Source organism: Streptomyces sp. NRRL WC-3549 (genome assembly GCF_000721935.1).
GTDB lineage: Bacteria > Actinomycetota > Actinomycetes > Streptomycetales > Streptomycetaceae > Streptomyces.
In genome coordinates this window covers 202,046-214,464 of the sequence record NZ_KL585383.1, presented here as the reverse complement: position 1 = coordinate 214,464, position 12,419 = coordinate 202,046, and the positions used below count along the sequence as shown (strand labels likewise).

The 12,419-nt window shown below is 73.3% G+C and carries 10 protein-coding genes and 1 pseudogene; 5 read left to right on the top strand and 6 right to left on the bottom strand.

All coding sequences use genetic code 11. The features are described 5' to 3' along the window. The 3 genes and pseudogenes from IH13_RS44300 to IH13_RS0103130 form a co-directional block, all read right to left on the bottom strand. Window positions 1–272, bottom strand: a pseudogene (locus tag IH13_RS44300) (LytR family transcriptional regulator); the annotation flags it as partial. Between the two features lie 223 nt (window positions 273–495). After that, a complete protein-coding gene (locus tag IH13_RS0103135; RefSeq protein ID WP_031080856.1) occupies window positions 496–2,013 on the bottom strand; it encodes an LCP family protein in 1,518 nt (505 codons plus the stop codon). 177 nt (window positions 2,014–2,190) lie between these two features. Then, on the bottom strand, window positions 2,191–2,943 hold the full coding sequence (locus tag IH13_RS0103130; protein ID WP_031080854.1) for a TIGR03089 family protein: 753 nt from the start codon (window positions 2,941–2,943) through the stop codon (window positions 2,191–2,193). A gap of 156 nt (window positions 2,944–3,099) precedes the next feature. On the opposite strand from IH13_RS0103130, the gene IH13_RS0103125 reads away from it, so the two are divergent. The 3 genes from IH13_RS0103125 to IH13_RS0103115 all read left to right on the top strand — a co-directional run bounded on the left by IH13_RS0103125 (window position 3,100) and on the right by IH13_RS0103115 (window position 6,827). Then, on the top strand, window positions 3,100–4,563 hold the full coding sequence (locus tag IH13_RS0103125; protein ID WP_031080853.1) for a peptidoglycan recognition protein family protein: 1,464 nt from the start codon (window positions 3,100–3,102) through the stop codon (window positions 4,561–4,563). Window positions 4,564–4,641: 78 nt separating this feature from the next. Then, on the top strand, window positions 4,642–5,733 hold the full coding sequence (locus tag IH13_RS0103120; RefSeq protein ID WP_031080851.1) for a mannose-1-phosphate guanylyltransferase: 1,092 nt from the start codon (window positions 4,642–4,644) through the stop codon (window positions 5,731–5,733). Between the two features lie 98 nt (window positions 5,734–5,831). Then, complete coding sequence (locus tag IH13_RS0103115; RefSeq protein WP_031080849.1) at window positions 5,832–6,827, top strand: DNA-3-methyladenine glycosylase family protein; 996 nt, start codon at window positions 5,832–5,834, stop codon at window positions 6,825–6,827. Between the two features lie 15 nt (window positions 6,828–6,842). Here the strand turns inward: IH13_RS0103115 and IH13_RS0103110 are convergent, their stop codons facing one another. From IH13_RS0103110 to IH13_RS0103100, 3 genes are all read right to left on the bottom strand, one after another. Further along, on the bottom strand, window positions 6,843–8,162 hold the full coding sequence (locus IH13_RS0103110) for a coenzyme F420-0:L-glutamate ligase (RefSeq protein ID WP_031080848.1): 1,320 nt from the start codon (window positions 8,160–8,162) through the stop codon (window positions 6,843–6,845). Then, window positions 8,159–9,115 carry a 2-phospho-L-lactate transferase gene (gene cofD, locus IH13_RS0103105; RefSeq protein ID WP_031080847.1) on the bottom strand — a complete coding sequence of 319 codons (957 nt, stop codon included), beginning with the start codon at window positions 9,113–9,115 and terminating at the stop codon, window positions 8,159–8,161. Before cofD ends, IH13_RS0103110 begins: the two co-directional genes overlap by 4 nt. A 114-nt stretch (window positions 9,116–9,229) precedes the next feature. Then, window positions 9,230–9,730 carry a cysteine dioxygenase gene (locus tag IH13_RS0103100; protein ID WP_031080845.1) on the bottom strand — a complete coding sequence of 167 codons (501 nt, stop codon included), beginning with the start codon at window positions 9,728–9,730 and terminating at the stop codon, window positions 9,230–9,232. A gap of 676 nt (window positions 9,731–10,406) precedes the next feature. Between IH13_RS0103100 and IH13_RS0103095 the strand changes: the two genes are divergently transcribed. Both IH13_RS0103095 and IH13_RS36595 read left to right on the top strand, forming a co-directional pair. Beyond that, the gene (locus IH13_RS0103095) at window positions 10,407–10,670 is read left to right on the top strand and encodes a WhiB family transcriptional regulator (protein ID WP_014046372.1); all 264 of its coding nucleotides are present in this window, start codon (window positions 10,407–10,409) and stop codon (window positions 10,668–10,670) included. A 257-nt stretch (window positions 10,671–10,927) separates the two neighbouring features. Next, the coding region (locus tag IH13_RS36595) for a glycosyltransferase (RefSeq protein ID WP_031080842.1) at window positions 10,928–12,419 on the top strand (1,492 nt) is incomplete at its 3' end.

The following is a 12,419-nucleotide window of genomic DNA, read 5'->3' as shown; positions in this document are numbered from 1 at the left end:
GGCCTGCGCTTGCGGCGGCCGGCGGCCGGCGGTGACGGGGGGGCTTCGCGTGCCGAGCGGCGGTCCCGCTGGGCGGGCACCTGGGGGACGGCGGTCGCGGACGGGCCCTCGGCAGCGGAACGTGAAGAGGAGGGATTGGACGCGGGCGAATCTCCGGACGGTTCTCTTCCGGAGTTGTTCAGTCGCAATTCGTAATCGCCGGTCTGCGGGTTGAGCACCCACTGGTCGGCGGGGTCCATTTCTTCCGCCCGCCCACGGCTATGCGCATCCACGGTCGCCTGAATCCTCCGTCGGTGCCACGTGAGGCGCCTCCCCCTGCAGGGCGCTCGGTCCTTCGCTCCAGCAGTGCGCGGCGGGGTCGCCGTAAGCACCGGATCGCGTCACACTATCCGGCCGATTCGGCCCGAAGCGACGCGCGTGAGATATTCCACGCCCTTTACATTCGGGCATTTCACCTATTCCACTCGGTTTTTCGCTCATGGTTTGGTAATCGCTTTACACGTCGCAGGGGTCGTCGGCCGCGCTCGACCCGGAATAGGTGGGAGAGGGGGTGGGACCCAGATCCGTGTCGCCGGGCTTTCGGTCGTCGGAGCTGTGAGTTTCCTGTGCATCCTCGCCGTTGATCTGGTCGGCGGGGAGGACGGTGACGGTCTCGTCCTCGCGCAGCTTCTCGAAGAGCTGGTCCGCGTCCGGCTGGACGAGTTCGTCGCGGTTCGGGTCCGCCCGGTAGGCCTGACGGGGCACGGTCAGGAACTGCACCTGGTCGGTGGGCACGTTCCGCATGCTGCGCACCAGGTCGTACAGGTCCCTCAGCGAGTCCAGCCCCGGATCCGTGGTCAGTGACTTCGTCGCCGCGTCCAGCACCGGGTACAGCCGGGTCGGGTTGAGCAGGACGCCGTTGCTCTGCATCTTGTTCACGAGCGCGCCCAGGAACTTCTGCTGGCGGTCCATGCGCTCGGTGTCGCTCCCGTTGCCGATCGACTTACGGGCCCGTACGTATCCCAGGGCCTGTTCGCCGTCGAGCTTCTGGCGGCCCGCGGGCAGCGTGAGGTGGGCGTCCTTGTCGTCGACCGGCTTCTTGAGGCAGACCTCGACCCCGTCCACGGCGTCGACCATGTCCTTGAAGCCGTTGAAGTCGATCACCATGTGGTGGTCGATCCGCACCCCCGTCATCTTCTCGACGGTCCGGATCGTGCAGGCGGTGCCGCCGAGCTCGAAGGCCCAGTTGAACTGGGCGAACTGCTTCTTGGTGGGCTTCCCGTCGGCCGTGTGGCAGCTGGGGATCTCGGACATCAGGTCGCGCGGCAGCGACACCGCGGTCGCGCTCCTGCGGTCGGCCGCGAGGTGCAGCAGGATCGTGGTGTCCGAGCGCTGGCTGCCGCCGTCGTCGCGGCCGTACTTGCTGTTCTCGCCCGACCGGGTGTCGGAACCGATGAGCAGGATGTTCTGCGCGTCCCCCTGGGCGGCCGGCGTGGGCCGCTCCTTCTCGTACGCCTTGAGCTCGGCGGCGGCGCTCGTGTCGGTCGTGATGTTGCCGTCGAGCTTCCGGTACAGCCACCAGCCCGCCCCGGCGGCGACCAGGACGACGAACGAGGCGCCGAGTGCGGCCCAGCGGAGCCAGCCGCGCTTCTTCCGGGGGGCCTCGGCCCGGGCCGCCCAGGTCCCGGGACGGCCGGGGTCCTCGCCGGCCGCCGTGTCCGGGGACCGGTCGTCGGCCCCGCCGCCCCCGTCGTCCGGCCCGGCGCCCGGCCCGTCCGGGGCGGTGGGGGCGGCGCCCCGCGGGCTGTCGGACCCGGGCTCCTCCGGCTCCCCGTCCGGCGTCGGTACGGACCCGGTTGCGGGGCCGTCCTGTCGGGCGTCAGCGGGACCGCCGTCCCGTCCCGCTCCGGGCGCCTTCGGTCCGGTGGCCGCGGAATCGCCCCGCGGTCCGTTCCCCGGCCCGTCCCCGGCCGGGTCCTGTGGACGGTCCGGGTCGGCCGGGGGGCCGGCGCTGTCGCTCACGTCTGCGTCCATCCTTCACGTTCGGCGGCGCGATGGGCCGCCGGTCGCAGGAGTAGACGGCTGAACCTCACGCTTGGTTGTGCGCCAAGGGCTGAGTGGTCTGTACCGCCCGATCATGTACCGCTGCCGGGGCCCAGTCCCGGGGGCTCGGCCCGCCCTGGGCCGGACGGGTGGCCCGGTGAGCGCTTGTCATACCGCCGTACCGGTGACCCGCTCGGTCTCGACCCGCGCGGCCAGGGCCCCCTCGTCCAGCCGGTCCAGGTGGCGGCAGAGCACCACGGACGCGCCGGCGGCCAGCGGGGCGAAGAGGCCGGCGGACAGCCCCTCCCACGTGTCGTACGTACGCCCCGTCAGGAGCCTGGAGCCCGGCCCGAGTCCGAGTTCCGCCGCGTCCTCGCGGGCCCGGGCGACCAGTTGGGCGGCGGTCCACCCCTCGCCGTCCACGGAGAGTGCCGGCGCGTCCGGGTCCACCGGCGCGTACGGAGCGAAGCGGTCGCCCTGGCCCGGCACCTCCACCGCGTAGTCCGAGAACCCCTCCGGGGCCTGCGGGAAACGGCCGCCGAGCGGACGCAGCGCCAGCGCCACCCGCTCCCCCCGGCAGGCGCGGGCCCGCTCCAGCGTGTCCGGCCCGCTGACGACCAGATCGGCCGAGGCGGGATCACCCTGCACGTCGGCGACGACCCCGACCGAGGAACAGGCGAGCAGCCAGACGGCGGACTGCCAGTGGGCGGGGAGCAGCAGGGCCAGCCGGTCGCCCGGTTCCGCGGCCAGGTCGCCCTGGAGCAGATTGGCTGTCTTGGCCACCCAATTGGCGAAGGTGGCCACCGACAGTTCGACGCGTTCTCCGGTTGCGTCGTCGTAGAAAGTGACGAGGGGGCGGGCCGGGTCCGCGGCGAGCGCGGATCGCAGCAGGTCGGCGGGGGTACGGTCACTGGCGTTCATCCGGGCAAGCGTACGCGGCGGCCGAGGCCGCCCCGGGCCGCGACCGGCGGCCGTCCGCGACCGGCGGCCGTCCACCGGTCGGCAGACGGGTCGTCAGGTCGGCCTCCCCGCCCCTCCAGTCGCAGGCGATGCCGGTATCTGCCAAGGATCTCTTGTATGCGTGCACTACTTGCGACCTCGATCGGCGTCACCTGCGCGGCGGCACTCACCCTCCCGCTCGCCGTGCCCGGATCCGCCGTCCCCGCCCCCGCCCCCGAGCCCGTACCCGCCACCGCCGCCCGGGCCCCCGCCGCCGAACCGCAGGGCTCGACCCAGTCCCTGCGCCTGCGGCCGCTCGCCGAGCCGGAGCCCCGGGCCTCCGGCGAACCCACCGGTCCGACGTCGTCGCACTCCGCACCCACCGCCGGCCAAGGGCTCCTCCAGCGCGACTCCCACCGCTTCTCGCTCGTCGGCGTGGTCTGGGACGACGCCGACGCCGAACTCCACGGCACCGTCCAGGTCCGCACCCGCGCCACCGGCACCGGCCGCTGGTCCGGCTGGCAGGACCTGGAGACCCACAACACCGACCACGCCGCGGACGCCGGCAGCGCCGAGCGCGAGTCGGGCCGGGTCCGCGGCGCCACCGCCCCGCTCTGGGTGGGCGATTCGGACGGCGTCGAGGTGCGCGTGCGGTCCGACGACACCTCCTCACGGGACCGGTCCGGGGCCGCCGCACCGCTCCCCGCGGGCCTGCGGGCCGAACTCGTCGACCCGGGCGACGACCCGGAGCAGCAGCCCGCCACCGCTGCCCCCGCCCCCGCCCCCGGCACGGCGACGGCCGCGTCCGCCGCGGTCACCCCCGCGTCCGCCTCCCCGCGGCCCGGTGGGCTCCCGGCGGGTGCCTCCCTCGGCCGGGCGGCGGCGGAGAGCTCCGCCGCCAACGCCGACCTCGCCCCGCTCGGTGCCACCGAGATCCCCGCCCTGAGCACGGCGGAGTCGGAGGAGCAGGCGGTCGTCGCGGCGAGCGCCAAGCCGCACGCCGGGCCGCGCCCCGGCATCATCACCCGCAAGGGGTGGGGCGCGGACGAGAGCCTGCGCGAGCGCGCCTTCGCGTACACGTCCACCGTGAAGGCCGCCTTCGTCCACCACAGCGCCACCGGCAACAACTACACCTGCGCCCAGGCGCCCTCGGTCCTGCGCGGCATCTACCGCTACCACGTCAAGAGCAGCGGCTGGCGCGACTTCGGGTACAACTTCGCGATCGACAAGTGCGGGAACATCTACGAGGGACGGGCCGGCGGCGTGACCAAGGCCGTCCTCGGCGCCCACACCCTGGGGTTCAACACCAACACCATGGGCATCGCGGTCCTCGGCACCTTCGACTCGGCGAAGCCGTCCGCCGCCGCGGTGAAGGCGATCGGGAAGCTCACGGCCTGGAAGCTCGGCCTGTTCGGACGCAACCCGAAGGGGAAGGTGACCCTCGTGTCGGGCGGGAGCGGCAAGTACGCGAAGGGGGCCCGCGTCAAACTGAACGTCATCTCCGGCCACCGGGACGGTTTCGCAACCGAATGCCCTGGAATCCGTCTCTACAACAAGCTCGGCACCGCCCGCACCACCGCGGCGAAGCTGCAGGGCCGCTGACCGGGCGCCCCCGACCGGTCTGCATACACTGGCCAGCCGATACGAGGCCCGGCCCCAGCAGGAAGCAGAGACGGTGCTGTGACAGAGGCAAGAGAAGCGATCCTCCTGGTCGGGGGCAAGGGCACCCGGCTGCGTCCGCTCACGGTGCACACGCCCAAGCCGATGGTTCCGGCGGCGGGCGTCCCGTTCCTCACGCACCAACTGGCGCGTGCGCGGGCCGCCGGGGTGGAGCACGTCGTGCTCGCCACCTCCTACCTGGCAGAGGTGTTCGAACCGTACTTCGGTGACGGTTCGTCGCTCGGCCTCTCCCTCGAGTACGTCACCGAGCGCGAACCGCTCGGTACCGGCGGAGCCATCCGCAACGTGGCGTCGCGACTGGCCGCGGGCCCGGACGAACCCGTCCTCGTGTTCAACGGGGACATCCTCACCGGCCTCGACATCCAGGCCCTGGCCGCGTCGCACGCCACCTCCGGCGCGGACGTCTCCCTGCACCTCACCCGCGTCGAGGACCCGCGCGCCTTCGGTCTCGTACCGACCGACGGCTCGGGGAGGGTGACGGCCTTCCTGGAGAAGCCGCAGACACCCCAGGAGATAGTCACCGACCAGATCAACGCGGGGGCGTACATCTTCCGCCGGTCGGTCATCGACACCATCCCGGCCGGCCGGCCGGTCTCCGTGGAACGCGAGACCTTCCCCGGCCTCCTCGCCGACGGCGCCCACCTCCAGGGCATGGTCGACTCGACCTACTGGCTGGACCTGGGAACCCCGCAGGCGTTCGTCCGAGGCTCGGCCGACCTGGTCCTGGGCCGCGCCCCGTCCCCGGCCGTCCCGGGGCGCTGCGGCGACCGGCTCGTGCTCCCCTCGGCGTCGGTGGCGGCCGACGCCAAGCTCACCGGGGGCACGGTCGTGGGCGAGCGGGCGCTGATCGGCGAGGGCGCCCGCGTCTCGGGCTCCACCGTGCTCCAGGACGCGGTCGTCGAAGCGGGCGCCGTGATCACCGACTCACTGGTGGGGGCCGGGGCCAGGATCGGCAGCCGTACGGTCCTGACCGGCGCGGTCATCGGTGACGGCGCCCAGGTCGGTGCCGACAACGAGCTGCGTGACGGCATCCGCGTCTGGTGCGGGGCCGTCCTGCCGGACGCCTCGGTCCGCTTCTCGTCGGACCAGTAGCCGGACCGGCGACGGGGACCGTCCGGCAGGGCGGTCCCCGGACGGTCCCCGTCGGCCGTACCCTCGAGGGGCACCCCGACGACCGAGGACCTTCACCCGTGGCAGGACGCTTCGTACCCCGCACCACCGCCGTGCCCCGGCAGCAGCCGGCCCCGGACGTGTCCGCCGCACCGCAGGCCCGGGTCTGGACCCCGCCGGCCCCGCTCGACCTGCGGCTGGTCCTCGGCCCCCTGCGGCGCGGCCCGGCGGACCCCACCTACCGGGCACTGCCCGACGGGACGTTCTGGCGGGCCACCCGCACCCCGGCCGGGCCCGGCACCCTGCGGATCTCGGCGGTCGCGGGCGGCCGGATCGCGGGGGCGGCCTGGGGGCCGGGCGCCCCGTGGCTGCTGGACGCGCTGCCCGCCCTGCTCGGCGCCGGTGACGACCCGGACGCCTTCCGCCCGCGCCACCGTGTCCTCGCCCTGACCCGGCATCTGCGGCCGGGGCTGCGCCTGCTGCGCACCGGGCTGGTCATGGAGTCCCTGATCCCGTCGATCCTGGAACAGAAGGTCACCACCGACGAGGCGTACCGCGCCTGGCGGCTGCTGGTCCGCACCTACGGCACCCCGGCCCCGGGCCCCGCGGACCCGCTGTTCGGCAGTTACGGGCTGTACGTCATGCCGGACGCCAGGACCTGGTCGCTGATCCCTTCCTGGGAGTGGCACCGCGCGGGGGTGGACGCCAAGCGCTCCGCCACGATCCTGCGCGCGGTGCGGGTCGCCCGGCGCATGGAGGAGGCGGCGGCCATGGAGCTGCCCGAGGCGATGGCACGGCTCCAGGTGGTCTCGGGCATCGGGCCGTGGACCGCGGCGGAGACCCTGCAGCGCTCCAACGGGGCGGCGGACGCGGTCTCGGTCGGCGACTTCCATCTGCCGGGCATCGTCGGCCACGCGCTGGCCGGCAACCGGAACGCCGACGACGCGGAGATGCTGGAGCTGCTGGCCCCGTACGAGGGCCAGCGCCACCGGGCGACCCGCCTGCTCATGCTCTCGGGGCAGACCCCGCCCCGCCGTGCGCCGCGCTTCAGTCCGCGCGACATCGCCCCGCTGTAGCGGGGGCCGGGCGGGTCACCGCACGGTGAGGAACGCCTCCGGGTCGCGCGGCGCCCGCTCCCTCGGTGCCCCGGCCGCGTGGCCCACGGCCACCGCGCCCAGCGGGTCCCACGCGTCCGGCAGGTCCAGGACCTCGCGCACCACGTCGCGGCAGAACATCGTCGAGGACACCCACGCCGATCCCAGCCGTTCGCCCGCGAGCGCGACCAGGAAGTTCTGCACACCGGCGCCGGCCGCGACCACGAACATCTCGCGCTCGGCCGTGTCCCGGCGCTCGTCCCCGTAGTGGTGGGAGCCCTCCGTCACCAGGCACGGCACGACCAGGTACGGCGCGTTGCGCAGGACGTCGCCGCGCCGCACCCGCTTGGCGACCGACTCCTCGCTCCTGCCGTCGCGTCGCAGGTCCGCGATCCACGCGTCCCGCATCGCGTCGAGCAGCCGGGTGCGGGCGGCCTCGGACTCCAGCAGGACGAAACGCCAGGGCGTGGTGTGGTGCGGGGCCGGAGCCGTCACGGCCGCCGCCACCGCCCGCCGTACCGCACCGGGGTCCACCGCCTCGTCGGTGAACTCCCGCACCGTGCGCCGCAGGCTCAGCGCCTCCCGTACGGCCTCGGACGTGCCCAGCCGGAACATGTCGTCCGCGGCGACGCGCACCATCGCCCGCGCCCCGTCCGTCTCCTCGCCGGGGGCCACCACGTGGGCCAGTCCCCGCACCACGGCGACGGGCAGGCCGGACGCCTTGCCCTTGACCAGGTCGCCCGCCGAGGCCAGCTCGTCGGCCGTGGCGACCACGGTGGCGCTCAGCGGGTTGCCGTATCCGTCCGTGCCGCCGCGCAGGTCGTCCAGTACCCGGACCCCTGCGGCGCCGATCGCGACGTCGGTCAGCCCGTTGCGCCAGGGCCGGCCGAAGGTGTCGGTGACGACGACGCCGACCTCGACGCCGAGGGTGTCCCGCAGCCCGTCGCGGATCGCCCGGGCCGAGGCGTCGGGGTCCTCGGGCAGCAGGAGCACCGTGCCCGCGGGAGTGTTCGAGGCGTCCACGCCGGCCGCGGCCATGACGAGGCCCTGCCGGTTCTCCACGATCCGCAGTGTGCCGCGCCGGGCGACCACCCGGACCGTCTCGGCGTCGATCGCCGCCTCACGGTCGGCGGCCTCGACGATGCGGCCCTCGGCCTTGGAGACGATCTTCGAGGTGACGAGCAGGACGTCGCCGTCCACGAGTCCCGGTTCGGTGGCGGCGATCAGCTTCGCCAGGTCGTCGCCGGCGCGCACCTCGCCGATCCCCGGCAGGGCCCACACGCGGTAGGCGGGGGCCTCGGTCTCCGGCCCGTTCATGCCTGTACCTCCTCGGCCAGCGTGAGGGCCTGACGTGCCATCTCGGCGGTGGCGTCCACGTCCGTCATCATCAGGGGCACCGCGAGGCAGCGGATTCCGGCGGCCTCCACCTCGTCCACCGACCCGGCGTCCACGGTGTCCACGAGCCAGCCGTCGAGCAGCCCGGAACCGTAGTGGCGCGCGACCGCCGACGCCGTGGCCTCGACGCCCACCGCGGCCAGCACCTTGTCGGCCATCCCGCGTACGGGGGCGCCCCCGACGATGGGGGAGAGCCCGACGACCGGCACCCCGGCCTCGGCGATCGCCTCCCGGATCCCCGGTACGGCGAGGATGGTGCCCACCGAGACGACGGGGTTGGACGGCGGGAAGAGGATGACGTCGGCCTCGGCGATGGCCTCCAGGACGCCCGGCGCGGGCTTCGCCTGTTCGGCCCCGACCGGGACGATCGCCTGGGCGGGGACGGACGCCCGCAGCCTCACCCAGTACTCCTGGAAGTGCACGGCCTTGCTCTCGCCGTCGGTCTCGACCGCGACGTGGGTCTCCACGCGGTCGTCGGACATCGGGATCAGCCGGACCCCGGGCTTCCACCGGGCGCAGAGCGCTTCGGTGACGGCGCTCAGCGGGTAGCCCGCGGCGAGCATCTGGGTACGGACGATATGGGTGGCGAAGTCACGGTCGCCGAGCCCGAACCATTCCGGGCCCACGCCGTAGGCCGCGAGTTCCTCCTTGACCTGGAAGCTTTCGTCCGCACGCCCCCAGCCCTGCTCCTCGTTGATGCCACCGCCGAGGGTGTACATCACGGTGTCCAGGTCGGGGCAGACCTTCAGCCCGAACAGATGGATGTCGTCGCCGGTGTTGCCGATCACCGTGATGTCCGCGTCCGGGGCGGCCTGCTTGAGGCCACGCAGAAAACGAGCACCACCGATACCGCCGGCCAGAACCACAATGCGCATACCGACAGTCTGTCAGGCGGAGCCTGATCGGTGTGGGGGTGGTGGCGGGCGACGGGTGGGACTGTCAGGCGGAGCCTGATCATTGTGGGGGTGGTGGCGGGCGACGGGTGGGGGTCAGGCGGTGATCGGGTTCTGGGTGGCGGGGGAGCACCGGGCCGTGTGCATCGGCATGTCGGTGAGGCCCGGGTAGTAGATGTGCAGGCTGACGGCGCCTTCGAGGGAGTCGTTGACGACCTCGTGGACGTGTCCGGGGGCGGAGACGTGCTGGGCGCCGGGGCGCAGGGTGTGTGTCCCGCGTTCCGTGTGTTCGGTCAACTCGCCTGCCAGCACCGTGAGTACACCGGACGAGAGGCCGTGGTCGTGGCGGCCGCTGCCCTGGCCGGGGACCCAGCTGAGCAGCCAGAGTTCGTAGCCGGGCCCGGTGTGCAGCCGGTGGTACCAGCGGGTGGTGGTGTCGTACCGGACGAGCGGGGCCCATCGGTCGCGGTCGGCCGCGACGGTGCGGGCCAGTCCGGCGAACTCGGCCACGGTGGTGGGGTGCGGGCGGGCCGGCTGGAGGAGGTGCTGGACCTCGAGGAGGTCGCCGGCGATCGAGAGGTCGCTGTCGCTGTTCATGGGTGCGGTGGTTCCTCGGCAGGGGGATACGCGTGAGGGTGCCGCGGGGAGCCGGACTGCGGTGGAGCAGGCGGAAGGGCCGCGGCGGAGGCGTGCGGGGAGCGCTGGTCGGAGCTGGAGCGCGGGGCTTCAACAGCTGTGACAGCTGGAACAGCAACAGCGGGCCTGGACAGCCGTACGGAACCCACGGGTGCGGGTCGGGTACGTGGCTGCGGTCGCTGGCATGCGGTCAAGCAGACCGGCTCGGTCTGCCCCCTGTCAACTCAATGCCCGATTTGGCCCCAATCTTTCACCCCATTCGGTTGCCGGGTCGGGAGAAAGGTTTTGGCATCGGCGAGAGGGGCAAGGTGGCGCATCAACCGCGTCGGCCGAGCGGCTGACGCACCGTGACCCGGCTGTGATCTTGGTCGCGTCGGTGATCGAATCGAAACATCGGAATGGCCCCGGTCGTCTCACTCGGTGAGAAGTGCCGAGGGTGAAGGGCGCTGGCATATGTCAGGTTTTTGGTGATTTGAACACTTTCTGTATACGTTTGGTTCCGCAGAGTGAATACCGAGGCCAATAGCAGATCTTCGCTTGACTGGCCCAGAGCTACACACTTGTAATTTCACTCGTGTTGTCCGGCCATCGGTAACGGCCGCATCACGGGGACGCAAGAGACAGACGAGGGGCGCAGATGACCGAGCTGTTCCAGCAACTGCTGGTCGAGGACGCGGACGAGGAACTCGGCTGGCAGGAGCGCGCACTGTGCGCCCAGACCGACCCCGAGTCCTTCTTCCCCGAGAAGGGCGGGTCGACCCGCGAGGCCAAGAAGGTCTGTCTCGCGTGTGAGGTCCGCTCCGAGTGCCTCGAGTACGCGCTCGCCAACGACGAGCGCTTCGGCATCTGGGGCGGCCTGTCCGAGCGTGAGCGGCGACGCCTGAAGAAGGCCGCCATCTGAGCCGGCTCACCCGGACGCCCGGGTGACGCCGACGGCCCGTGGCCCGGCCCCCGCACGGGGGTCCGCACCACGGGCCGTCCGCCTGTCCGGACCGCTCCGCCTCCCGCGGGCCAACCGCTCGGCGCGGGGCGGACATCCGTACCGTTAGTGTGGGGCCCCGTCCGAGACACGCCAACGCCCCACCGGGGCGCACGTGTACACCGATGCAGCCCCCGGGGGGACACCCCTCCGGACCCGGCCGGAGGGCCCGTACCCCGATGTCCGTGCACAGCAGCCATTCGGCGGAGCCGAACGCGGCCGCCGCCCCAGAGTTCCCCCGGCACGTCGTCACCGCCGTGCTCGTCACCCACGACGGCGCACGCTGGCTGCCCGACGTCCTCGCGGGGCTGCTCGGGCAGGAACGGCCCGTCCAGAACGTCGTCGCCGCGGACACCGGGAGCGCCGACGACTCGGCCCTGCTGGTCACCGAGGCGCTGGGCGACGAGCGGGTGCTGCACCTCGCCCGCCGTACGAACTTCGGCACCGCCGTCGACGAGGCGGCCCGCACGGCCGGGACGCCGACGCCGGACGACCTGCCGTACCTCAAGCGCCCCAGCGGCTGGGACCCGGTGACCCGCACCTGGCGCGACGACGCGTACGACCTCCCCGAACTCCCGCACGGCGAACCCGTCCAGTGGCTCTGGCTGCTGCACGACGACAGCGCGCCCGCGCCCGACGCGCTCGCCGGACTGCTGCGCGTCGTGGACAACGACGAGCACGCCGCGATCGTCGGACCCAAGCTGCGCGGCTGGTACGACCGCAAGCAACTCCTCGAAGTCGGCGTGTCCATCGCGAGCAGCGGACGCCGCTGGACCGGACTCGACCGGCGCGAGCAGGACCAGGGCCAGCACGACCAGGTCCGCACCGTCCTGTCCGTCTCCACCGCGGGCATGCTGATCCGCCGGGACGTCTGGGAGGAACTCGGCGGGTTCGACCGGCGGCTCCCGCTCATGCGTGACGACGTGGACCTCTGCTGGCGCGCCCACATGGCGGGCCACCGGGTGCTCGTGGCCCCCGACGCGGTCCTGCGGCACGCCGAGGCGTCCGCCCGGGAACGCCGGCCCATCGACTGTGCGGGACGCTCCGTCGCCAGCCCGCACCGCGTCGACAAGGCGGGCGCCGTCTACACGATGCTCGTCAACGCCCGTGGCAGGCAGCTGCCCTGGGCGATGCTCCGTCTCGTCCTCGGCACCCTGCTCCGTACGCTCGCCTACCTCGTCGGCAAGGCGCCCGGGCAGGCGCTGGACGAGGTGGCCGGGCTCTTCGGCACCCTGCTGCGTCCCGGAAGGATCCTCGCCGGACGCCGGGCGCGGGGCAAGGGCGCCGTGGAGGCCGCCGAACTGCGCGCGCTCTTCCCGCCGCCCGGCGCCACCGTCCGCGCGACCGTCGAACAGTTCGCCGGCGACTTCGGCAGCCGTACCGACTCCGACGCGGGCGGCTCCCGGCACGGTGCCGTCGAGTCCGGGCCCGGCGGCGACGACGCGGACTTCCTGGAGATCGACCAGTTCGCGCGGCTCAAGCGGATCGGCCGCAAGCCCGGCCCCGTGCTCTTCGCCGTGCTGCTCCTCGTCTCCCTGGTCGCCTGCCGCGGCCTCATCGGCGGCGGCGCGCTCGCGGGCGGCGCCCTGCTGCCCGCGCCGGAGGACGTCTCCGGTCTGTGGGGGCGGTACGCCGACGCCTGGCACCCGATCGGTACCGGCGGCACCCAGA